Annotated in this window: 24 protein-coding genes; 3 read left to right on the plus strand and 21 right to left on the minus strand. The window is 32.6% G+C overall.

Annotated elements, in window-relative coordinates:
- From FUA22_RS18485 to FUA22_RS15045, 12 genes are all read right to left on the minus strand, one after another.
- Nucleotides 1–201 (minus strand): hypothetical protein (locus tag FUA22_RS18485; RefSeq protein ID WP_170309942.1); only part of this gene is annotated, 201 nt, incomplete at its 3' end.
- 3 nt (nt 202–204) lie between these two features.
- Entirely contained in the window at nt 205–1,302 is a 1,098-nt protein-coding gene (locus FUA22_RS15000; RefSeq protein ID WP_147769409.1) for a hypothetical protein, read from the minus strand.
- A gap of 222 nt (nt 1,303–1,524) precedes the next feature.
- Entirely contained in the window at nt 1,525–2,427 is a 903-nt protein-coding gene (locus FUA22_RS15005; protein ID WP_147769410.1) for a hypothetical protein, read from the minus strand.
- Nucleotides 2,428–2,448: 21 nt separating this feature from the next.
- Nucleotides 2,449–2,856 carry a hypothetical protein gene (locus FUA22_RS15010; RefSeq protein ID WP_147769411.1) on the minus strand — a complete coding sequence of 136 codons (408 nt, stop codon included), beginning with the start codon at nt 2,854–2,856 and terminating at the stop codon, nt 2,449–2,451.
- A gap of 80 nt (nt 2,857–2,936) precedes the next feature.
- The gene (locus FUA22_RS15015; protein WP_147769412.1) at nt 2,937–3,260 is read right to left on the minus strand and encodes a hypothetical protein; all 324 of its coding nucleotides are present in this window, start codon (nt 3,258–3,260) and stop codon (nt 2,937–2,939) included.
- 181 nt (nt 3,261–3,441) lie between these two features.
- Nucleotides 3,442–4,152: a DUF4412 domain-containing protein gene (locus tag FUA22_RS15020; RefSeq protein ID WP_147769413.1), complete on the minus strand. Its 711-nt coding sequence runs from the start codon at nt 4,150–4,152 to the stop codon at nt 3,442–3,444.
- A 5-nt stretch (nt 4,153–4,157) separates the two neighbouring features.
- Nucleotides 4,158–5,048, minus strand: a complete 891-nt coding sequence (locus tag FUA22_RS15025) for a hypothetical protein (protein ID WP_147769414.1) — start codon at nt 5,046–5,048, stop codon at nt 4,158–4,160.
- A gap of 38 nt (nt 5,049–5,086) precedes the next feature.
- The gene (locus FUA22_RS15030) at nt 5,087–5,617 is read right to left on the minus strand and encodes a hypothetical protein (protein WP_147769415.1); all 531 of its coding nucleotides are present in this window, start codon (nt 5,615–5,617) and stop codon (nt 5,087–5,089) included.
- A 6-nt stretch (nt 5,618–5,623) separates the two neighbouring features.
- Nucleotides 5,624–6,784 carry a hypothetical protein gene (locus FUA22_RS15035; RefSeq protein WP_147769416.1) on the minus strand — a complete coding sequence of 387 codons (1,161 nt, stop codon included), beginning with the start codon at nt 6,782–6,784 and terminating at the stop codon, nt 5,624–5,626.
- 14 nt (nt 6,785–6,798) lie between these two features.
- Nucleotides 6,799–8,124, minus strand: coding sequence for an OmpA family protein (locus FUA22_RS15040; protein ID WP_147769417.1), 1,326 nt, complete (start codon nt 8,122–8,124; stop codon nt 6,799–6,801).
- A 142-nt stretch (nt 8,125–8,266) separates the two neighbouring features.
- Nucleotides 8,267–8,419, minus strand: coding sequence for a hypothetical protein (locus FUA22_RS18490; RefSeq protein WP_170309943.1), 153 nt, complete (start codon nt 8,417–8,419; stop codon nt 8,267–8,269).
- 102 nt (nt 8,420–8,521) lie between these two features.
- Nucleotides 8,522–12,511 (minus strand): hybrid sensor histidine kinase/response regulator transcription factor, encoded by a 3,990-nt coding sequence (locus tag FUA22_RS15045; RefSeq protein WP_147769418.1) that lies wholly within the window; start codon nt 12,509–12,511, stop codon nt 8,522–8,524.
- Nucleotides 12,512–12,659: 148 nt separating this feature from the next.
- Here FUA22_RS15045 and FUA22_RS15050 point away from each other — a divergent pair, with 148 nt between their 5' ends.
- Nucleotides 12,660–13,160, plus strand: coding sequence for a DinB family protein (locus tag FUA22_RS15050; protein ID WP_147769419.1), 501 nt, complete (start codon nt 12,660–12,662; stop codon nt 13,158–13,160).
- Here the strand turns inward: FUA22_RS15050 and FUA22_RS15055 are convergent.
- The 8 genes from FUA22_RS15055 to trmD form a co-directional block, all read right to left on the minus strand.
- Nucleotides 13,157–13,399 (minus strand): DUF6095 family protein, encoded by a 243-nt coding sequence (locus FUA22_RS15055; RefSeq protein ID WP_170309944.1) that lies wholly within the window; start codon nt 13,397–13,399, stop codon nt 13,157–13,159. The two genes, FUA22_RS15050 and FUA22_RS15055, sit on opposite strands and share 4 nt — an antisense overlap.
- Entirely contained in the window at nt 13,392–14,204 is an 813-nt protein-coding gene (murQ, locus tag FUA22_RS15060; protein WP_147769421.1) for an N-acetylmuramic acid 6-phosphate etherase, read from the minus strand. Before murQ ends, FUA22_RS15055 begins: the two co-directional genes overlap by 8 nt.
- 105 nt (nt 14,205–14,309) lie before the next feature.
- Nucleotides 14,310–15,122: a DUF4249 family protein gene (locus FUA22_RS15065; protein ID WP_147769422.1), complete on the minus strand. Its 813-nt coding sequence runs from the start codon at nt 15,120–15,122 to the stop codon at nt 14,310–14,312.
- A 4-nt stretch (nt 15,123–15,126) separates the two neighbouring features.
- Complete coding sequence (locus FUA22_RS15070; protein WP_147769423.1) at nt 15,127–17,502, minus strand: TonB-dependent receptor; 2,376 nt, start codon at nt 17,500–17,502, stop codon at nt 15,127–15,129.
- A gap of 76 nt (nt 17,503–17,578) precedes the next feature.
- The gene (locus FUA22_RS15075) at nt 17,579–19,768 is read right to left on the minus strand and encodes an NADP-dependent isocitrate dehydrogenase (protein ID WP_147769424.1); all 2,190 of its coding nucleotides are present in this window, start codon (nt 19,766–19,768) and stop codon (nt 17,579–17,581) included.
- A gap of 865 nt (nt 19,769–20,633) precedes the next feature.
- Nucleotides 20,634–20,984, minus strand: coding sequence for a 50S ribosomal protein L19 (rplS, locus tag FUA22_RS15080; protein ID WP_147769425.1), 351 nt, complete (start codon nt 20,982–20,984; stop codon nt 20,634–20,636).
- 232 nt (nt 20,985–21,216) lie between these two features.
- Entirely contained in the window at nt 21,217–21,351 is a 135-nt protein-coding gene (locus FUA22_RS18660) for a hypothetical protein (RefSeq protein ID WP_262713240.1), read from the minus strand.
- A 114-nt stretch (nt 21,352–21,465) separates the two neighbouring features.
- The gene (gene trmD, locus FUA22_RS15085; protein WP_147769426.1) at nt 21,466–22,143 is read right to left on the minus strand and encodes a tRNA (guanosine(37)-N1)-methyltransferase TrmD; all 678 of its coding nucleotides are present in this window, start codon (nt 22,141–22,143) and stop codon (nt 21,466–21,468) included.
- Between the two features lie 154 nt (nt 22,144–22,297).
- Between trmD and FUA22_RS15090 the strand changes: the two genes are divergently transcribed.
- Nucleotides 22,298–22,954 (plus strand): TrmH family RNA methyltransferase, encoded by a 657-nt coding sequence (locus FUA22_RS15090; protein ID WP_147769800.1) that lies wholly within the window; start codon nt 22,298–22,300, stop codon nt 22,952–22,954.
- A 37-nt stretch (nt 22,955–22,991) separates the two neighbouring features.
- Nucleotides 22,992–23,366: a VOC family protein gene (locus FUA22_RS15095; RefSeq protein ID WP_147769427.1), complete on the plus strand. Its 375-nt coding sequence runs from the start codon at nt 22,992–22,994 to the stop codon at nt 23,364–23,366.
- Nucleotides 23,367–23,400: 34 nt separating this feature from the next.
- Here the strand turns inward: FUA22_RS15095 and FUA22_RS15100 are convergent, their stop codons facing one another.
- Nucleotides 23,401–24,174: a carboxypeptidase-like regulatory domain-containing protein gene (locus FUA22_RS15100; protein ID WP_147769428.1), complete on the minus strand. Its 774-nt coding sequence runs from the start codon at nt 24,172–24,174 to the stop codon at nt 23,401–23,403.
- Nucleotides 24,175–24,239 lie beyond the last annotated feature (65 nt).

Here is a 24,239-nt window from a genome sequence, read left to right on the forward strand (position 1 = left end):
GTGTAAACCATCTGTTAGGCCAGTAGTAGAGATAGCGAAGGTTTCATCAATTACACCAGCTTGAGTAACAGGTAAGGTATTACCGGTATTACCAACCCCTGGGTCTGTGTCGAAGAAATATTCGGCTTCTATAATATCTTGACCTAAGCATAGATTGACAAAAAAACCGCATAAAAAGCTTATTAATATTAGCTTTTTCATGACTTAGTTTTTTTGGGTGGCCTTAAAGGTTACATTTAAGTCTTGCCCAGGTTGTACCACTGTATTTGTAATAGTCATTTCCGTTGGATGGGGCATAGAATGTGGTCTTCCAGTAGTGTCAAAAGGAAAACCACGTCCAAAAATGCCAATATCTCCTCCATCTGTGGCAGCACCTATTGCAGAAGAACCTCCCTGTAAGGTATAATCGTTATTGTAAAAATCATATAAGTCTGTAGGGATATTGCTAAATGATGGATCTGTATTATCTAAATTTCCTGTACCCGAAAGAGGTGTTAAATCTGCACCACTTATTTTCCATGTTAAACAATTTGTATAAGTAACCGGGGTACTCCCTGAATTTGTAAGACCGGTAATATCTGGATCTGTAAAGACAAACATATTGTTGGTTACAATTGGACTGGTTATACTTGAAATACCATTAAACACTTGTGCATCTCCACTTGGGTCTGCTTGAATAAAGAGATTGTTTGTAACTATATTTGTGTGATTTAAATTTGTAATCCTTCCTTCTATAATATTATTGCGTATTTGCATATTATTGGTAATCGTAGCATGTGTATTTATAACTGCTGCTGAATAGCTCACATCAAAGTAATTCCCTTCTACTATCCAATCATTGCATGTTCCTTGAGAAGCACTAAGACTAATAGAAACCCTGTTATTAATAAAATGTAAGCCAGAACCATCTGACAAACCATTAGGGCCACAATGCCACATACTCATACCACTAATAACTGTATTTGGGACGCTTCCACCAAGGTATAAATAGTTAATGTGAGCTCTCAAACCATTATAGTTTGCTGGGTTATGACCTGGACCAATAATGGTAACTGATTTGTTTATTGTGGTATTTTGATAAGCAGTAGGTGAGGGGTGTACATAAATAATGTCCCCAGGATTTGCAGCTGCTATGGCTTCATGTATTTGCAGAAATTGGGCTCCAGACTCTGGCCGGTTATCTACAGTGTGAACAGTTTGACTAAAGCTGTTAAACACAAAACACAAGAGTAAACTTGTTAAAATTGTCTTTAAAAGTACTTGACTTTTGTTTTTTCGATTGGTTGGTAATACTGGTTTCATCTTATTAAATTTTAAATGTTACACAATTATTTAGGGTTGAACACAATATTATGTTCAACAATTTTTAAAATTTACTATAAGATTGGAGGCATAGGCTTATAAAAAACCTTTGCTATTAATGATACTTGTAGGGGAGACGTTCGAAGTTATTTAAATATATTTTCTAACCATACCACATATGTAACAAATAGTTAAAGATATGTAACATGGTAAATGTTTTGATTATTCCGGTATGGTAAACTGCTTAAATAGACCTTTTGATCTTGAATTTGGTACTTCAGAGATAAAAGCGTAAAGACCAGGTTCAAGATTTACTTTAAAATATTGTATACTACCGGTAGGCGCATCATTTGTGCCCCCTAAAAAGGTAACACCTTTAGGAGCAGGATTAGATAAGCCTTTAGGAAGTGACCAATTCATCCAAGCTTCCAATGCATTAAGATCTGCATTGTCATCTAGTCTAACCAAATTAATATCATGACCAACAAAATTTTCATGAACCATTTGGTCTTTATAATATACCGCAAAGGTATGTTTGCCTTTTATTATGTCTTTGTCCCAAGAAATACCTTCTGTACTGGAAATAGATATGTTAATATCTGCTTTTGGAGGTGAATTGCCACTGTCTTTTTTTGCTACCCAAATTTCTTTGGCCATTCCCATGGACGTATGAAACATACCATTTTCCATTTTAACGTAGCATTCAATAATATGATTGCCTGGTTTTAAATTTAAAGTAAATGTGTTTTCTTGCCCTGGAGAAATTAAGCCTGATCCACCTACAAAGACAATTTTACTAAACCATTCTGGAAGTTCACCAAAAGCGGTCATAGCTTCATCCATGTTACCTTTAATAATTAGTTGCATCCCTTTTTCAAAAACTGGTGCAACCACCCTCTTAGCATCTTCTTCTCCTTTACCTTCAGGATAATCATCGAATAAAACAAAATGAGGTTCGGTAGATTTGTTAATATACTTGAAGGTATTCCAACCAGATGGAACGGTATCTACTGTTACAAAATCCATCACATTAGTAACTATTTCAATGACGGTTTCTTTTTTTTCTGCTTTGCAACCAAATGCTAAAACTAAAGCGACTGCTAATAAGGCTTTTTGAATTTTCATAATTGAGTTATAATTGGTTGGTTAGTATGGAGTTTTCCTAAAAAAATAGGTAATGTTCTTTGGTATGCCTTCAATTACTGAGTGCCTATGGCTTTTGAACCACGATTTATCTAATCCTCTTTCGTGCTCTAATTGATATTTGCCTATGACTTCAGTTTTAATAAGATTCCAGCCTGGTTTAAAATTCAGGTTATAGTTTACAGTTGTTTGTATGGTTCTGGTTTTGGTACCATCTTTTCTAACTTCACCGTTCCAGTTTTGGTTTAAGTTTATTCCACATTTTTCGTTAGCATATGCCCAGTAGAGTATATAGCCTTCATCACCAGAATCTATGGCGCTTTGTGTTGTTAGGTTTTTAGTAACTTTAACTGAATTTCCTATAGTTAAGTTGCCAATATGTTTGCCATTTTGTAAAATTGGAAAACTCATATTTGTAATAAATCCTGATTGTTTATTTGTATAATTTGCTATTCCTTTGTTATAAATATCGAAGATGAGGCCTTGTGGACCTAATTGCGCTCTAAAGATGTTTGGGTATTCACTTGATTTGGTAGATTGAATACAATAGTCCCATCTGCTTTTATAACACCAATTTTAAAGGTTTTGAATCCGGAACCTTTGTAAATCATATTAATATCTGCCTCACCACCAGACCATTCTTTAAACCTATTATTGGTGCTTGCTATGGTGTTTTCCCAATACCAACCTTTATTTGAGTTTTTAGGCTTTACTTTCTGAACTGTTCGGACTTTTTGTTTCTGCTCTTGTTCAGCTTTTAGTTGCTGCATTACCAGTTCTTTCATTTGAGGATTCGCTTCAAACATGGCTTTCATGTGAGGCAGATTTATTATACTGTCTTGCAACTTTTTTATTCTTTCTTCTTCTGTGGTTTGGGATATCCCATATATACTAAAACCCAAAAAAGAGAATAGTAAAAGACATTTGAAAGCACACTTCATAATTTTGATATTGGTTGGTTAGTTTTTACTCGATACTCGAGATTTTAAAAAAGCATTAAAATCCTAAAGAATTATATTCTTTAGTGTTGATAGAAATTGCTTCTTCATTAAGGCTTACTGCCTTGAAAGTAAAACTTTCTTTCTTTTTCTTTTTATGTTCTGCATTCATTTCCATGACTAAGGCTTCGTCTTTCATAACTTCAATAAGTGCAGGGTCAAAGCCTTTGGGAGCTGCATCTTTAGAGTAATGAAACAATTGTTTGAAGGAGATAGGCGCTTCTATGGTATAATAAACAGTTGCTATGTAGCTATCATCTTCTATTTGCATTCCGAAGCATTTGTAACCTAATATTTCTTTTGTACCAATTTCTTTATAAGTATAATTAGGGTCTTTAGCTTTTTTACCAAAGTCTTTTGGAATGCCTTGTGGCATAGCCATTTTTCTACCCGCAGATTCCATGAACATGGTGAATGCATTTAGATTCATGTCTGCCACTACACACATAAAATCCATTTGTTTGGCTTCTTTACTTTCCATTTGTACCCCAAAGTAATTGGCGTTTGGCTTTATCAGATATATCATATCTAAATTTTGATTGCCTTTGGTTGTAATAGTGACTTTATATTTCCATTCAAATTGATAACTGGCAGGCAGTTTTACGTTTTTTTTGCCTCCTAATAAACTTTTTAGGTTAGGTTGTTGTGCTTGTATTGGGAATATAAGCCCTAAGCTTAATACTATTAAAACCAAAATTTTTGTTTTCATGATATTTAGTTTTTCTTTTTGTCTTTTTTGTTATGTTTCCAAGGCTCTAAGCCTTTTTCTAATGGAATGATTTTACCTAAAGGACCTGGAACCATAGAGCGTTCTACCACGTTTTCGGGTAAGATGACTTCAGATTCTTTATAGTAGTATTTGAACTTTCCTGATGGATTCCTTTCATCTTGTGTTAGCTGTTTGCCTTTTGAAATAATATAGAATTCAACCAATCTGTCATGGTCATCAAATTGAATGTAGCTACCTTTTAATTCTTGGTCATTGTAGTTAAACCGTTTACATGTTCTATTACCACAAGATACTTCTGATAGACTGTAGGCTTCATCATCTTCAAAATGAAATGGTTTATAGATAAACGCTAATTCAAGCACTAAAAAATTCATAGCAATGTCTAAGTTGGATAATGCTTCAAATGCCTCGAAATAGGGTTCTTGTGGCAGTTTGTAAACTTGTGTGGTCATACCTGCAGTCATAAAACCCATGGAGCTACTTGGTAATAAAGACATGTTTTCGTATTTGCCTATCTCAGCATTATACGCATAGAATTTACCCTTTCTGTCATGGTAAATTGGCTTTGGTGTTACTCTAGATTCTGTTCTCATGGCAATAACTTCTTTATCAAAAAAAGAGGTTTGTACTAATGCATCATTGGCATTATAGGTTTCCATGATTACATCTTTTGTAAAAAAATCTTCTGCTTTGTTAATCTCTATTTCAGTGTAGTTGGTGCTATTTTGTTGAGCAGCGTTTGGATCATAAGATACCTCTTGGGTTTCTAATCCTTTTTCTTTAGCTCTTTTTTTAAGAGCATCTAGCAATTGTGCTTGCGCAGTACTCCCTAAAAGGAACACCGTTAAAAACATCAATGCGCATAAAGGTTTCATAATTGCTTTATTTTAAGTTGAATTTTGCAACCTCAAACTTATTCGTTTGTTTGGATGTATGGCGGTCTTAACATATTTATAAACCGCCATTCATCCTTATAGTTCATCATTTCAAATTGTAATGAATAGCTATTAGTTTCATCTTTTAGTTTTACACTATATTGAATTTTGACCAATTCAGAGCTATTGTATTTAATTTTGTAGTCTTTAGATTCTGGCCATGTTACTTTTAAATCTTTACCTGGTTTACCAATATGGTAGCCATACTCTATGGCTTCTACTTTCATGGTGCTTAAATCATATTCTTTAATATCATCAAAATAGGAATCTAGAAACCTTTTCTTTCTATCATCATAATTTTTTAGCATCATATCAATTTGTTCTTGTTTGGGTTTAGGATCCATATTTTGCATGAGCTCTGAAAATTCATTTTTTGAGAGAATTAGACTTTCTACGGTTTTAATATTTTCGCTTTTAATGGCTTTGTATATGGTTTTTCCAATTTTTTTAGGAGAAGTGCTACCTATAAAGGTTATTAATAGTACTATGCTTAATAATTTGTTTATCATAATTGTTTAATTATTAATAGTTCTTAATAGAATTTTACCATCTTTTATAGCAATAATTTTTGTATTAATTGATTTTAGGTTAAACTGATCACCTGGAATAAATTGATCACCTGGAATAAACTGATCACCCGGAATGAACTGATCGCCTGGAATGAACTGATCACCTGGAATAAACTGATCTCCAGGTATGAACTGGTCGCCTGGAATGAACTGATCACCGGGAATAAACTGATCTCCTGGAATGAACTGATCACCTGGAATGAACTGATCACCGGGAATAAATTGATCTCCTGGGATATATTCCTTTTTCATATTAAATGACATCGCTGAATTGTTAACAGGTTTAATGGAGTACCCACCATATAGTATACCGGAATAGAAAGTACTATTCTGATATTTCTTATTAACTAATTCTTTATTCCTCATAGTTTCAAATAATTCTATATTCTTAACTTGCTTAGTTGTTTTGTCCACTACTAATACAACTCTTGTGCCCTGTACTTTAGAATTATTGCTAGAATTCGTGAATTTAATTCCGGTGATTTGAATATTTTTAATTGCTCTAACAAAATCACCATATTCATTGGAGAAAGCACCAATAGAAAGCATTTGTGGACTAAAAGGGAGGTTTGGTATGTTTATAGCTTGAAAACCATCAATACTTAATTTAAAAGCTCCATTGTTGTAAGAAATAATTATATGTCTCCATTCATTTTTTGCAGAATTCATTGATTGCTTATATCCATCATATTTTACTTTTGAACCATTAAGCCTACCATCTATTTTACCACCATGGCAGTACGCATATAATGGGTTGAAAAAGTTGCTACTTTTATTTGGCACGTAATAGCTATCTCCTTCCCAAAAGCGAACTTCATAATATTGGTGTATTGCAATTTTACTCAGCTCATCATAAAATGCATCAAATTCAAGTGTAAAAGAATTGCTTAGATAATTATTGCCTTCAATTTTGGGTTTAATAATGGCTTTATTGGATAAATAAATAATGGACTCGCCATTTAGTGAAGCAATTTCGGCGCTCCCTCTAACTAAGTCCCAATTAGCGGGGAAGTCACCCTGCTTCCCTGAAGGAGCATCTGAAAAGGATGATTGTGCGTGTAAACACAGGCAAAAAAATGATAAAAAGATTGATATAAGAGATTTCATTTTCTGTGAGATTTTTAAATTTTAATAAATTCTACGCGTCTGTTATTTGCCTTACCTTCAGGTGATTTGTTATCAGAAATTGGTATGGTTTCACCCATTCCTTTGGTTTGCATTCTGGAAGTATCAATCCCTAGGTTTGTTAAAGCAGCTTTGACTGCATCGGCACGTTGTTGTGAGAGTTGTAGATTATAATCGTTGGCGCCATCACTATCGGTATGTCCTTCAATTCTAAAATTCATATCGGCATATTGGTTCATCATTTTTGCTACTTGATTTAGCACACCCATAGATTCTTTTTTAATGCTGGCTTTGTTGACGTCAAAAAGAATACCTCGGGTTACAAATTTGCCTTCAGACATGACACGATTATATAGTTTTTTTCCACCTTCAGCTATACGGATATTTTTAATAGCTCTAATACCGTCTCTATAAGAGTAGCCTTCAATACTTACAATTGCTGGTTTAAGATTAAGATTGGGGATGTTAAGCACCCGATGCTGATCTAGGAATACTTTTAAAGTACGTTTATTAAAGGCAATTGCTACATGTCGCCACCCAGGTATATTTTCCTTGAACTGATCGCCTTCTCCATTATACTTTCTGTCTTTACCTTTGGCACGAATCTGAAACTTTGCCCCGTTATTTTGAATATGTAAGGGGTGATAATTTTCTTCTCTACTCACACTGAGATGATGTTGTCCTTCCCAAAATCTTAGCCTGTAACTTTGCCATGTACCTGGAACATCTTCAAAATAGGCATCAAATTCTATGGTGAAAGCCTCCGGTAAATAATCGTCTTTATCCATTAAAGGTGTAATAATGGCTCTGTTTTCAAAATTGATAATGTTGTTAGAACCTAAAGAAGCGTTTTCGGCAGTGCCTTGGAATAAATCCCAACGGGATGGAAATTCACCACTTTCTTCAACTGTTAAGTCATCTTCAAAAATGATATGGTCTCCGGGGACAAAGTTGTATTTAGCCCATGGTTGATGATTTATATTTGATGTTTGCTCATTTTGACTTGAACCATCACCATTAGATGGAGAGGTGTTCTCATTTTCATTTGAAGGTGGATTGTTTCCGCTGCCTCCCCGTACCAGAACTTTTTTATTTGGTTGTTCACTTTCCGATTCTGAGGAATCTGGAGATTCTTGTTTCTTTGTTTTTTTACTTGGATTAAGCACAGAATCCATTGTTCTGGAAGTTTCTTTTTCTACTTTTTCTTCTAGTTTACGTTCTGCTGCTTGTTCTGCTTTCTTTTTTAATTTTTTTAATAATTGACCATGTGAGAGGTTATAGGTGAAAAGCATGGTAATAATTAATAGAAACCTAATTTTCATGACTTATGGTATTAAGTGAAACTTAAAATATTTGTTGCTATTAATCTGTAATGTAGGTAAAGAGCCATTTGTAAAATAAAAAAGGGACAACTTCAATGTACATGATTCATTGCCCCCTTTTTGACATCAATTAATAGCATCTTTATAGTTTGTCTTTATTGAAAAAGACTGACTTTATAACTTTATTTTTTAAGGTGATACGTAAGTTGTATGACCCTTTTTTTAAATGATCTATGCTTAGATATATAATATTCTTATTGCCATTTTCTTTTTCTAAAACATCTTCTTGAGTCATTTAAAATGGGTTTAAGAATTTATTGTGATGTAAAAGTACTGAGCCTTTGTAAAAGAGGATATCATTTATGTAACAAATGATATTACATATGTAACATAGTGTTTAACTATTTGATATATAGTTGTTTGGTGTATTGTTGTAGGCCTCTTTAAAACACTTTATAAAATAAGAAACGGTATTAAAACCAACATGATATGCTACCTCTGAAACGGTTAAATCTGATTCTTGTAGCAATGTAATGGATAATTTTAAACGTTGAGACCTGATAAATTGTGATGTAGATAAACCAGTAAGAGCCATTAATTTTCTGTGAAGTTGCATTCTACTCATACCCATAAGTTCGCTAAATGTCTGAGCATTAAAATTAGATTCGGATAGATGTTCCTTTAATATATTTTCAATCTGAGATAAAAAAGCTTCGTCTAAATTATTAACCGCAATATCTTTTGGTCTTAAACTGGTATGTTGTGAATATCTCTTTTGAAGAGATTTACTAAAGTTGATTAGATTCTCAGCACGTTTAACCAAAATTTTGGAGTTAAATGGTTTAGATATAAAATCATCGGCTCCAACATCTAACCCTTCTAATTCACTTTGCTCTCCGGTTTTTGCTGTTAATAGTATGACAGGTATATGGCTTGTGAGTGTGTTACTTTTTAAGGTATTACAGAGTTCAATACCATCCATTTCGGGCATCATGATATCGCTAATAATTAAATCAGGAATTTTATTTAATGCTTTTTTAAGACCTTTTTTACCGTTTACGGCCACTATTATTTTATACTTATCAACTAAAATAGATTTTATATATTGTCTTAATTGTTTGTTATCTTCAACAATTAAAACAATTGGTTTTTCTATGGTGGAGAGGTTATTATCTTCTTCATTGCTTTCATTGTTAATTTCAGCAGTATCAATAATCGTGTTGGTTTCTGAGGAAGTTGGAGTTTCAATGATGTCACTTTCTTTAAAAGCTTCTTTTTTAATTGGAATGGTTACGGTAAATTGAATTTCATCCTCATTGATGGCATTTGCTATTAAGCTTCCATTGGTTAAGGTTACCAGTTCTTTTACCAAGGCTAGACCAACACCAACACCATCGGAGTCTGGGTTTTCTTGATAAAATCTTGTAAAAAGGTTATTTACTTCTTCAGCTTTAATGTTGCTGCCATTGTTAATAATGGTAATAACCACATGATTGTCTTGTAAAATTGAACTAAAATTTATAAAACCTTTTTTGGGAGCATATTTTACAGCATTGGCAATTAAATTAACCACTATTTTCTCAACAATATCTCTATCAAACCAAGCAGAATTGATAGCACTTATTTTTGTTTTTAAATCAATTTGTTTCTCTTGAATTTGATATTTAAAGGCACTTATTAATTGATGGATTAATGATGAAAGGTCTCCTTCTTCAACATTCAACTTTATATGACCGCTTTCTAGTTTTGCTAGGTCTATTAATTGATCTACTAAGTTTAATAAACGTTTAGCATTTTGACTTATTAATGAAAGGTCTTCTTTATTTTTTTGAGAAACATTTTTATCTGATAGCTGACGTTCTGCAGGACCTAATATAAGGGTAAGCGGTGTGCGGAACTCATGAGAAATATTGGTAAATAATTTAGACTTGAATTCATCTAAACTTTTGAGGCGTTGTGTTTCTGCATGCTCAAGTTTTAACTGTGCATTCATATGCCAACGCCATTTAAAATATCTATAGACCCCTAATATCGAAAGCAGTCCAAGAATAATATAACTAAGCCTAGCGGGTATGGTGTTGAACCATGCTTTTTTAATAGAGAAAGTGTATTCTGCTGGTATTTCATTCCAAATGCCATCGTAATTACTTGAAATAACTTTAAAGGTATAGGTGTTAGGTTCTAAATTGCTATAATAGGCAGTATTTATATTACCAGATTCAATCCAATCTGTATCATGGTTAACGAGTTGATACTTGTAATTATTTAGCTCTGGTTGTGAAAAGTGTAAGCTAGAGAAACTTATACTAATAGTGTTTTCATCATGCTTAAAAACCTGATTGCGCACTAATTCTACACTTTCATTAAATAGCATAAAATCGTTTATTATGGTTCTTGGCTTTACCTGATTCAAAGTAAGTTGTTCTGGTTTAAACCAGTTAATTCCTTCTAATCCGCCAAAATACATATTGTTATTATGGTCTTTAAAAGAAGCACCAGTGTTAAACTCAAATGCTTGTAACCCATCGTATTGGTCATAATTAACAATGACTGGAGCTCCTGATGTTTCTTTAAACATGGTAATACCTCTGTTGGAACTTAACCACAGATTATCATTATCGTCATTTGTTATGGCATAAATAACATTATTAGGAAGTCCATCATTAATAGTGTAAGCTTTAGTTTCTTTAGTTTGTGGGTTGAGTTTTTTTAATCCTTTTCCATTGGTCCCAACCCACAATATGTCAGATTCCGAATCATAATGCATTGATTTTATTTTATCAGGAATTTCCTTATATCTGGTTATTTTTTTTGTTTCTGGGTTCAAAGAACATAAACCTGAATCTTCAGTTCCTATCCAAAGCACTCCATTATTCCCTTTACAAATTGATCTTATATTATTGCTTGATAAGGAATTAGGATTATACTCTTCATGAGTATAAGACTCTAAAATCCCTTGGTTTTTATCAATTAGCAAAAGCCCTTTTCCGCCAGTTCCACACCAAATATTATTTTTTATGTCCTGAGATATACACCATATGGGTGTAGTTTGAAGTTCTTTTTCAATGTTAATATTATATGTGACACAGCCGTTATTTTCACTAAAAATATCTAAACCTTTATCTTGATATCCTACCCAAAGTTCATCGTCAATATGTTTTAAACTCATTATTCGATTTGATTTCAAACAAGAGTTGTTGGTTGTATATGTTCTGAATTCTTTAGTATTAAGGTTTAAAGATGTTAGCCCTTTTCCCGAAGTACCTACCCAAACCAGATTGTCTTTCGGGTTTACACTAATTGCTCTGGCAACATCAACATTCACGTTTCTGGGTAATTGGTCATTAGTTAGTACATTAAATTTTAAAAGGTGTTCATCAAAATAACTTAATCCAGCACCATCAGTTCCCACCCAAATATTACCAGTGAAATCTTGATAAAGGTCTAGAGCATCATTATAATGTAAAGCATAAGGATTGTGACCTTGAACCATGAAATTATCAATGATTTTTTTATCAAAATTCACAACATAAATGCCTCTGCCATAGGTGGCTAACCATAATCTATTGTGCCTATCTAATAAAGTTGATTCGATATTTAAATCTGTAGGGAAAGCATGATTTTTAAACCCTTTAAATTTGGTGATTGAATCATTGCTGTTTAACAAATATAAACCATGGCTGTAAGTGCCTATACTAATTGTGCTATCAGATAATTTGGTAAGCGTACTAAAGTTAATTGGTTGATTGCTGGAAACAACATTGGTATAACTAAAATCTTTCTTGGCTACTTTATAAATAGCGTTAGAAGCAGAAATTAGAATATGATTCTCTAGCTCTAAAAAATCATAAATGGTCTTTGTTTGGTCTTCTTTATTGAATACTTGAACCGTATCTTTTGTTTTTCTGTTAATAGCTAAAAGTCCCTTTTCGTATGTGCCAATATAAAGGTTAAGTTTTTCGTCTTGATATAAATTACTAACAGATGAAATATTTTCTATAAGAGTAAAGTCATCATTTACAGGATTGTATTTTTCCAATTTTCCAGAATTTGAAATAATCCACATAGTATTGGTCTTGTCAATGTATATCTTTCCAAGTTTGCTATAGGTGAGTTTTGTGACATCTTCAAATTGTTTATTGTAGTATTTAAAGGTTTTACCATCATATTTGTTCAAACCATCTTGAGTTGCAAACCATAAATACCCAATACTATCTTGTGCAATACAAACAACACTGTTTTGAGAAAGCCCTTTGTCAACATTAAGATTATGAAATGATATTTGCTTTTCAGGTATTTGGGCTGTTACTCTTACAGTTTGAGCATAGTTAATTGCCGTAAAAAACAGTGAAGAAAAAATAAAGAAAACATGGGTGATAGTTTTCATGTAATCAAATCATAAAATATTAAATCGGCAAATTATTTCTTATGGGGAGTTTACTAAGTTAATAATTTAAATTTATTGTAAGGTTAGAACTATTAAATGACTAATTTTTTAATTTTTAATTTCGAATTATTTAGTTATTTTAGTTTGCATGGATATTATTATTGAATCTACTCTTCAAACCCTTCAAAAATCTAGATATTTATTAGAAAAACTTGACGATAGTGATTTGTGTAACACCTCTATTTCACCTTATTATTCTAGTGTTGGTACTCATGTAAGGCATATATTGGATTTTTATGATTGTGTTTTTAACATTACACAGGAAAACATTGTTGATTTAACAGCAAGAAGTAGAAATAGGGATGTAGAATCTCAATGTTGCAATGCTTTATCTTATTTAAGTATGATAGAGGACAAGTTACAATCTTCTAAATTTGAAATGGACAAAGTAGTTACTGTAATTGATGATTTAGGCTTAGGAAAAATTGAAATGCAATATACCATGGCTTCCCTGTTTTCTCAAGCTAACAGTCATACCATTCATCATTATGCTATTATTAATTATATTTTGGAAGGGTTGAATATCACTTTTGAAGATTCTGATTTTGGGTATAATCCTACTACTCCAAAAGCAAACGTGGAGAACTAAGAAGATTTCTTTTTAAACATACTGTCTAAAATGGTGTTTATGCCTTTAAAAGCAAAAAACACTGCAAGACCACAGATTAATATGGCAATGACTAGCATTATGGTATCAATGGGCTTATTTAATTTAGTTTGTGAAATATAAATAAGTGTAGGTCCAATAAACATGCAGGCTAAAGAGCCTCCCATTGTTTTAAGGCCTTTGGCCAAAACTTCTCTGTCGGTTCTTTTAGTCTCAGTCATTATAATTTTTAATTGCTAATCTAACACTTCCGTATTTAGCTAAAAGTTCTTGAGCTTCTTTTTCTACAATATTTAACTCATTCATAATCATTTTAGTTCCTCTGTCAACCAGTTTGTTATTGCTAAGCTGCATATCAACCATTTTGTTACCTTTAATATGACCTAACTGAATCATAGTAGATGTGGTTATCATATTTAAAACCAATTTTTGGGCTGTTCCTGCTTTCATTCTAGAGCTTCCTGTAACAAATTCAGGTCCTACAATAACTTCAATAGGAAACTGTGCTGCTCGAGATAACGGACTATTACTATTACAAGTAATACAACCTGTAATAATATTGTTCTTATTGCATTCTTCTAAAGCGCTTATAACATATGGCGTAGTACCAGATGCAGCAATACCAATAACTACATCTTTGTCAGAAATTTGATAAGATTGAAGGTCTTTCCATCCTTGGCTGATAGAGTCTTCAGCAAATTCTACTGCTTTTCTAATGGCAGAATCACCACCAGCAATAAGTCCAATAACTAACTCATGAGGCACCCCAAATGTTGGAGGACATTCTGAGGCATCTACAATTCCAAGACGACCACTTGTACCAGCTCCAATATAAAATAATCTTCCACCAGATTTCAGATTGGCTACAATTTGATCAACTAATGCCTCAATTTTAGGTATAACTTTTTCAACAGCTAATGGAACTGTTTGGTCTTCTTTATTTATGTTGGAAAGTAACTCACCAACACTCATCTTTTCAAGATGGTTATAGTGCGAATCTTGCTCGGTAGTTTTAGTAAAACTCATATTTCAAAAATACATTATTTTAATCGATAATCGAGATTTAAAATATTCTAAGGTAAGTCTTAAAACCAAAATAAGATCTTGTAAACACTCTAATATTTAGCTGATTTACTGAACGGTATAATTGAAAACATCGGTTTCGGTCAGTCTAAAATATCCTAACGGATAATTATCTGTGTTGGTTTGATTCACACAATTCCCTCGCACGGTGGCTGGCTGTGTTTCAAAAGGATCACCAGATTCATCATCGGTTTGTTGCAGCAGAATAAACATGAAGTCATAATGACGTTGTGATATTCCGGAAATCTTTATGGTTATATTATCCGAAGTTTCTAAATCTTCATCTGAATAGAAACCAAAAATTTGATTTCCATTGTTGAATTCATCATCATAAACTTCTAAAGTCGGGACCTTACCAGGAGTTGAGAATTCAAATAAATAGTAGTTTTCTTCAAGTTCTGGATCGGTATAATACGCTTTTATTTCAATCTCATCACCAGAAAAACCACCGTTGTCGTTTTGTTCAACATAGTCAATGGGAACCACAGGGAATAATGTCTCAATAGCAGTGTAAATTTCATTGTTATAATTAATGGAAAGCGTATAAGTGCTATAAGTTTCAGGAATAAATGTATTGTTAGTGTAAATACCAGAAGTTCCTTGTTCAATAAAATTAAAAGTATTATTATTTGAATCTGAAACTGTAACGGTTGCTCCTGTTGCAGGTGGAATGTTATTATCAAAATATGGAGCTGTTAATGATAGTTTTATTTCCTGTTCGTTACCTTGTGTGCCTTTAACCCAAGATAATGAAGCATCAATGACCAACCTTGGTTCGGCGGTTTTTAAATTAACATCAATGACATCTTCACAGGATGAAATTAAAAAGCCTAGAATGATTATATAAACTATTTTTTTCATGACCTTAAAACTTAAAATTATAAGATATTGATGGTACAATTCCAAAGAGGGCTAGTCTTGTAGCCTCATTTAATCCAGTTTCATAATTTTGACCAAATGAAATGGTGTTTGCATTTTTTCTATTGTAAACATTGTAAATACTAAATACCCAATGTCTTTTCCATTTTTTTTCTTTTTTCTGTTTTGGTGTGTATGTGAGCGACACGTCTAATCGGTTATATGATGGAAGTCTGTTTTCGTTTCTTAATCCGAAATTTGGAATATTTATACCGTTGTATTCATATTGGCTATTAGGAAACGTAACTGGTTGTCCTGTTTGTAACAAAAAGTTTGCGTTTAGTTTAACCCTTTCACTCCAATTATAACTGGTTGTTAGCGAAATATCATGAGTCTTATCAAATGGTGTTTTGTACCATGCTCCATTATTAATTCCAGTCTCGGTGGTTGTTCTTCCTTTAGTTTGTTGTTCAGATTTTGATAGGGTATAGGCTAACCACCCTTTAAATCTTCCTTCGTTTTTTCTTAAAAGAAACTCTAGTCCGTAAGCTCTAGCTTCCCCATTTAAGATAACTTGTTCTATGGCGTTGTTGGCAATTAAGTCTGCGCCATCAATATAATCTATTCTGTTTTTTATGGTTTTATAAAAACTTTCAACTTCTATAGAATACAAATTATTTTTAAAGTTTTTAAAATAGCCTACAGCATACTGATGTAATGATTGTGGCTTAACATATTTTCCACTGGGTGTCCAAATATCCAAAGGTGTTGGAGCATTGGTGTTTGATAACAAATGTAAATATTGATACATTTTGTTATAACTAGCTTTTACTGAAGTATTTGAATTTAGCTGATAAGCCATAGAAAATCTAGGTTCAAAGTTGAAAAAGTTTTCAATAACATCACTCTTTTTAAAAGTTTCAGTACTAATTGGATTTGCCTTTTCATAGATTTGAAGTTCATCATTAAAGGTTACGGCTTCATCATTGTTATAAACATTAAGTTCATCTTGCCCTAATCTTAAGAAGGAGCTTAATCTTAACCCATATGATAAGGATAAATTATTGGAAAGATTATGTTCTACATCCAAGTATATCGCATTTTCAAATGCGTACTTATCTATAAGTTTAAAGGGATTTATACCTGATGTTTCTGTGGTTGGTTTAATGTCTCCTGGATTGAATTTGTAGTACACACTATTTAAACCATATTGTAATTTAAGGCTATTGGATAGATAGTGTTTGAAATCGTATTTTAGATTAAAATTTCTAATTCCTGAAACCCAATCAAACTCCACAAAGCTTAGTTTTAAATCGTAATAATAATCAGAATATATTAGAGATAAATTAGAGAATAACTTATCTGAAAATAAATGATTCCACCTGAAGTTTAATACTGAATTACCATAAGTGTTTTCAAAAGTATCTTCAATTCTAAAAACATCTCTCCCGAAGTAACCTGATATATAAATATTGTTTTTTGAGTTTAGTTTATAACTCAATTTTGTATTTAAATCATAGAAATAAGCTATGTTGTCAATGTCAAAAAGTGGCAGAAATAGATGAGCGTAACTAGATCTTCCACCGAGTAAAAAAGACCCCTTATCTTTTTTTAATGGTCCTTCAGCTAATAATCTACTGGAGACAAGTCCAATACCCCCATTCATGTGAAATTCTTTACTGTTACCTTCTTTTTGATAAATATCTAGAACGGAAGATACTCTACCTCCGTACCGGGCAGGAATTCCACCTTTATACAAGCGTAGATCCTTAATAGTATCAGGGTTAAACACGGAAAATAACCCAAATAAATGTGATGAATTGTAGATTGTAGCCTCATCTAAAAGAATAAGATTTTGATCTGCAGCGCCACCTCTCACATTAAAACCAGAGGCACCTTCACCAACACTTGTAACTCCAGGTAAAAGTGTAATGGCTTTAACAATATCTGATTCACCAAGTACAACAGGTATTTCTTTAATGGTTGAAGAAGTTAACTTGTTAACACTCATTTGAGGTTTTTGGATGCTTAATTTTTCAATGTTTTCTGTGATAACAATTTCATCTAAGTTTTCTAAAGCGTTAAACAAACTGAAGTTTTTAGTTATGTTTTTGTTTAATTCTAAGTCTTCATTTATGGTAGTATAGCCTAAATAACTTATAGATATTTTATATGTTCCTTTTGGTAAAGTAATAGAATAAAACCCATATTCATTTGTTGTAGTTCCAGATTTAATTTCTGGAAAAATAATATTTACACCTATAAGTGTTTCATTACTAGTGTTTTCCGAAATAATTCCGCTTAAAGTAAATTTTTCTTGAGTAAAACCTATGTGAGATACGAGTAGTAATATTAAAAGATAACCTGAATAAAGGTGTCTCATCTATATGCAATTTTATATAAATGTAAAAAAAAAGCTCCTAGAAAAGGAGCTTTTAACAAGTTGTTAGGTTTTTTGTTTAACCTAGTATTTTATTTAAGGTTTTGCTTGGTCTCATTATAGAACTAGCTAAGTTTTCATTTGGGAAATAGTATCCTTCAATATCAGCAGGCTCCCCTTGAATGTTATTTAATTCATTAATAATAGTTTCTTCATTAGCAGCTAGGCTTGAAGCAATTGGTTTAAAATGGTCTCTGAGTTCAGTATCTTCATTTTGATTTGCTAATTCTTGCGCCCAATACATAGCTAAATAGAAGTGACTACCTCTGTTATCTAACTCACCTGCTTTTCTTGAAGGACTCTTTTTGTTATCAAGTAGTTTTTCGGTAGCATCATCCAAAGTTTCACTAAGAATTTTGGCTTTTTGATTGTTGTTAACTTCGGCATAATGTTCTAGAGAAACTGCTAATGCTAAAAATTCACCTAAAGAATCCCAACGTAAATGATTTTCAGCTAATAACTGATCTACGTGTTTTGGTGCAGAACCACCAGCACCTGTTTCAAATAATCCACCACCATTCATTAAAGGTACAATTGATAACATTTTAGCAGAAGTTCCTAATTCTAAAATCGGGAATAAATCTGTTAAGTAATCACGCAATACGTTACCTGTTACAGAAATTGTATCTAAGTTTACTTTTACTCTCTTTAAAGTATATAACGTAGCTTCAATTGGAGATTTTATGAAAATTTCTAATCCAGATGTATCATGATTAGGTAAATAGGTGTTCACTTTTTTAATAAGTTCAGCATCATGGGCTCTGTTTTCATCTAGCCAGAAAACTGCAGGCCAACCAGTTGCTCTAGCTCTATCTACTGCTAGTTTAACCCAATTTTGAATTGGAGCATCTTTGGTTTGACACATTCTAAAAATGTCACCAGCTTCAACTTTTTGAGATAAAAGTATATTTCCGTTAGTATCAACAACATCAACAGTTCCAGCTTCATCTAAATGGAAAGTTTTATCATGAGATCCATACTCTTCAGCTTTTTGAGCCATTAGTCCAACATTAGGAGTTGTTCCCATTGTTACAGGGTCAAAAGCACCATTTTCTTTACAGAAATCAATTGTGGCTTGGAATACACCAGCATAACATCTGTCTGGAATTAAAGCTTTGGTGTCTTGTTGTTGCCCTTCCGCATTCCACATTTGTCCTCCTAAACGTATCATAGCAGGCATTGAAGCATCTACAATAACATCAGAGGGTACATGTAGGTTTGTAATTCCTTTATCAGAATTTACCATGGCAACAGAAGGTGCATCTTTATATACAGCGTTAATAGCAGCAATTACTTCATCTTCTTTAGGGTGACCTTCTAAATTATCATAAACATCACCAATTCCATTTGTTGGGTCAACACCTAATTCATCAAATAGTTCTGCGTATTTTTCAAATACATCTTTATAGAAAACTTCAACAATAGCACCAAAAATAATCGGGTCTGAAACCTTCATCATCGTAGCTTTCATATGTAATGATAACAATACACCATTTGCTTTTGCATCAGCAATTTCTTTTGCGGCATATGCTTTAAGAGCACTTATACTCATTACTGATGTGTCAATAATTTCTCCTGCTAATAAAGGAGCGTGACCCTTTAATTCTTTACCATTGAAAGTAATTTTAAATTCAGTAGCTTCAGTTATCGTAGCAGATTTTTCAGACCCATAAAAGTCATAAGCCTCCATCGAAGCCACGTGAGTTTTAGAGTCTTTTTCCCATTTCCCCATTTTATGAGGATTCTTTTTAGCGTAATGAGAAACAGCTTTAGGTGCACGTCTATCTGAGTTTCCTTCTCTTAATACAGGATTTACCGCACTACCTTTAATTTTATTGTATCGAGACTTAATGTCTTTTTGTTCATCGTTTTTTGGTTCACTAGGGTAATCTGGTACCGCATAACCTTTAGATTGTAATTCTTCAATAGCTTCTTCTATCTGAGGAACAGAAGCACTAATGTTAGGTAATTTGATGATGTTTGCCTCAGGTTTTTTAACCAGTTCGCCAAGTAGTGCTAAATCATCAGAAACACGTTGATCTTCATTTAAATAATCTGGAAATGCAGCTAGTATTCTTGCTGCTAAAGAGATGTCTTTCGATTCAACATCAATTCCTGCAGACTCCACAAAAGATTCAACAATTGGTAAAAAAGAACGCGTTGCTAAAGCCGGAGCTTCGTCAGTTTTAGTATAAATAATTTTAGACATTAGTGTCGCTTTTTTTGAGAATTATTAGAATGCTAAAAACTTATAAAAATTAGCAGATTCATTTTTAGCGATGCGAATATACAAAAATAGCCCATTAAATTGGCGATTCTATTAAATGAAAAGTAGTGATTCTTCCAAATTTGTTAGAATTTTAAAAAATTGGTTTACCAATACGAATTTGATAAAAAATGGTCATTGAAGTTATAAAATAACAAAAGCCATATCACTGCAGAATTAAATCTCCTTTGATATGGCTTTCTTTGAAATTACAATTCTGTTATCTATTTAGTATGTCTACCAAATCGGTTTAAATTTTCATCAAACCTTTTCAACTTCAGTCTTGTATTTCAATGAAGCATTTTATGTGTAATTTTCAAAATGTATTGACCTAATTACTAAAATGCCTCAGTTAATTGTTCTTTTTGATGCTATCAAGTTTCCTTTCGTTTTCACGTTGGGTTTGTTTCAAGCATTGCTCATATTTACAACAATCACTTTCGCTTTTGTTACATTTTTAAGCTTTCAACTGCACCAGTTGCTACCTGCTTTCGCATATAGGACTTTTTACAGTATCATGATTTTTTGGTTATCCACGCATACACCTGGCACCTCAAAATCTCAAAAAACAATTATAATAAAGAACGTTACCTTATTAGAAATAACATTAATTCACTCTTAAAATGAAAACAATTCCTAAGAATTTGTTGTTATTCCTTCTGCTAAGATAAGACCAGAAATCAAAAAAACAAATTTTTTAAGGGTTTAGATATCAACCGGTTATAAACCACACTTATTAACTTTTGTTAATAAAAAAAGCCTTGATTTTAAATCAAGGCTTTTAATTGTTTTAGTTTTTAAAGTAATTCTAGTGTCTGCTCTCTTTAATTCTAGCTTTCTTACCAGTAAGGCCTCTAAAGTAGAATATACGTGCTCTACGTACTTTACCACGTTTATTTACTTCTATTTTTTGTAATGCAGGTAAATTAATTGGGAAGATACGCTCTACTCCAATTGATCCTGACATTTTTCTAATTGTAAAGGTTTCAGAAGATCCAGATCCTCTACGTTGAATAACTACACCTCTAAAAAACTGAGTTCTAGTTTTGCTACCCTCTTTAATTTCGTAATAAACTGTAATTGTATCGCCAGCTCCAAACTCTGGTAAGTCTTTTCTTGTTACAAATTCGTCTTGAACAAATTTTACTAAAGATTCCATCTTTTTTAATTTATAATGGTTGTTTCAGAACAACATTCACGATTTTCGCCAGAGGTTAACCCGAAATTGGGTGCAAAAATAAGTATTAATTAATAATCTACAATATTTTGTTGGTGTTTTTTTTGGTGTTCCCTTTCAGGTTAGGCTATTCGCTATATCATTTAATTCTGTCATTCCTGCGAAAGCAGGAATCCATAATAAAAAGGATGCCGCTTCTATCCTTAACACAATTTCAGTTGTAGACTAAATAGGCAATTGAGATACTTATTAATGCAAAAACAGTTAAACCAATTATTGCATTGAAAACCGGTTGCTGAACTTTATCTGTGATATCATTTACATTTTTTTCACCAATCAAATATTTCATTGATTTTGGCTTTCCTATAAGTTTAAAAAAATAAAATCGGGTGTATAAACAAAGACCATGAACAATTAAACCTCTAAAAATGAATTCAATAAATATTTCTGTGATAATACTCATTTATTCCTCCAATAAATCTGGTCGTCTATCTTTAGTACGTTGGTAGGCCTGATCTTCTCGCCACTTTTCAATCTCTGGGAAGTTACCACTAAATAGAACTTCTGGTACATCCCAACCATTATATTCTCTTGGGCGTGTATAAATGGGAGGCGCCAATAAATTGTCCTGAAACGAATCTGTAAGTGCAGAAGTTTCATTACCTAAAACCCCTGGAATTAATCTAATTACCGCATCACAAAGAACAGCAGCACCCAACTCGCCACCTGATAATACATAATCGCCAATAGAGATTTCTTTGGTGATGAAATGGTCTCTAACACGTTGGTCTACACCTTTATAATGACCGCATAGAATAATAATGTTCTCTTTTAATGATAGTTGATTAGCGATACCTTGGTTTAATGTTTCACCATCTGGTGTCATATATATTATCTCATCATAATTTCGTTCTGCTTTTAAGCCAGAGATACACTTGTCTATGGGTTCAATCATCATTACCATACCAGCACCACCTCCAAATTGATAATCGTCAATACTTTTATAATTATCGGTTGTGTAATCTCTTAAATTATGAAAATGAACTTCCACCAAATTAGCATCAATGGCACGTTTTAAAATAGAGGCTTCAAACGGACTCTTTAGTAACTCAGGTAAAACGGTAATAATATCTATGCGCATTGGTATTCCTTAAAAGTGCTGCAAAGATAAATTAATTGTTGATTATTTTGAGAAAGTACTTTTTTAAATGAAGAAAGTTAAACTTTTAATTAAAATCAATTTTACTAGATTTCTGATGATGCCTTATATTAGTCTTTATAAAAAAGAGAATTATATGATTGATATTGCTTTACTTGATTATTTAGAAACTTACTTAACAGAAAACAGGAGAACACGTTTTAATGAAGTACTTTCTAAACGAACCAAGCATTTTACTGTGGCTACAGAAGATGTATATCAATTACATAACACCAGTGCGGTTATTAGAAGTTGTGATGTTTTTGGTATTCAGGAAGTGAACATTATTGAAGAGCAAAACACCAAACGTATTGATAGAGAAATTGCAATGGGGGCTCAAAAGTGGGTGGATTTAAATCGTTATCATTCCGTTAGAGATTGTATTGAAGATTTAAAAGAAAAAGGATATCAAATTGTTGCAACTACGCCTCATACTAACGACTGTAGTTTAAACGATTTTGATATAACCAAAAAGTCTTGTTTTTTCTTTGGTAGGGAAACAGAAGGATTGTCTGATGAAGTTTTAGAGTCAGCCGATTGTTATTTGAAAATCCCCATGGCCGGTTTTACAGAAAGCTTGAATATTTCTGTTTCGGCGGCTATCATATTACAACATGTTACATCTAAACTTAAACAGACGGATTTTAATTGGCGACTTTCGGTAACTGAAATACAAGAAAAGAAGTTAGATTGGATAGCTAAAACCATTAAGAGTTATGACAAGATTGTAGCTCGTTTCTATAATAAGTCATAAATTTTGTAAATTCAGTCCACTAATAAAAATAGAAATTATGGATAGAAATATGGTAGGTTGGTTTGAAATTCCTGTGTCAGATATGAATAGAGCCAAAGTATTTTATGAGCATGTCTTTCAAATTAAATTAGATGTTCAAAATTTTGGAGGTTTAATTATGGGCTGGTTTCCTTTTGTTGAAGGTAAAGAAGGAGCAGCTGGAACTTTAATAAAGCAGGAAACATATATTCCTAGTCAAGAGGGTACATTGGTTTATTTTATGAGTGATAATGTGCAAAATGAATTGGATAGAGTGGAGGTTGCAGGAGGTAAAATATACCAACCTAAAACGGAAATATCACCAGAGCATGGTTATATGGGGGTGTTTATTGATTGTGAGGGGAATAGGGTGGCACTTCACTCTAGAGTATAAAAAAAAGAGAAGCTTTCCCTTCTCTTTTTTTTATCTATAGCCTATTATTTCTACCTCTACTCAATATCTTGTATTCTTCGTAGCATTCACTTATGGCATCAAGAACTTGTAAATCGTTAGCCGTTTGAATAAATCCCTGTGAATAATTACATTGACTAACTATTTCATCTAAATCTACTCTTTCAACTTTAAGTAAGGCAGCAAGCATTTCGCGATCGAACCTAGAAGCTAATAAGTTCCTAATCTTATCATCCTCTTTCATCTTTTTTAGTTTCCGTAATTCGTTTGGTTTTTTGCCAAACATTCTATGCAGAAAATCTGCTGGATTGAAAATAGAACCTATTATTTTATTAATGCCTTTAGGTTTGCCAGCCTCATAACCACTTGATAAACCAGAAATTTGATAACGGTAATTATCATTAGGTTCCGGTACCTGCTTAATATCAACCTCTAAATATCCGGTTAGTTTAAGCTGATTAACAACTACTTCTTCAAGCGCTAAAGCTAATTCCGTTAGTTTTATTTCAGAGCTTCCAAACTTTAACCAATCATTAGTAACTCTAACTTTTATAGATTTAAACCCAAGGTAAGAAAAGTGAAGCGTATCATTAACTTTTGCACTGATTTCAAATTCTCCTTTACTATTAGTAGAGGTTCCTTTTACTTCATTAAGATTAACAATATTTACACTCTCTAAAGGTTTGTTATTGGTTGAATTTAAAACGACACCAATAGCCATTGTATCATCTTGTGCCAATAATATAGCAGATGTAAAAAGAAAACAAATAACTAGTAGGTAGCGCTTCATAAATATTAAATATAACTCTAATTTGGTTATAAAAGTACTAAACAAAATAGTAACACTTCTTTTTG

Origin of the sequence: Seonamhaeicola maritimus (genome assembly GCF_008056315.1) — a bacterium.
In the GTDB taxonomy this organism is placed as follows: Bacteria; Bacteroidota; Bacteroidia; order Flavobacteriales; family Flavobacteriaceae; genus Seonamhaeicola; species Seonamhaeicola maritimus.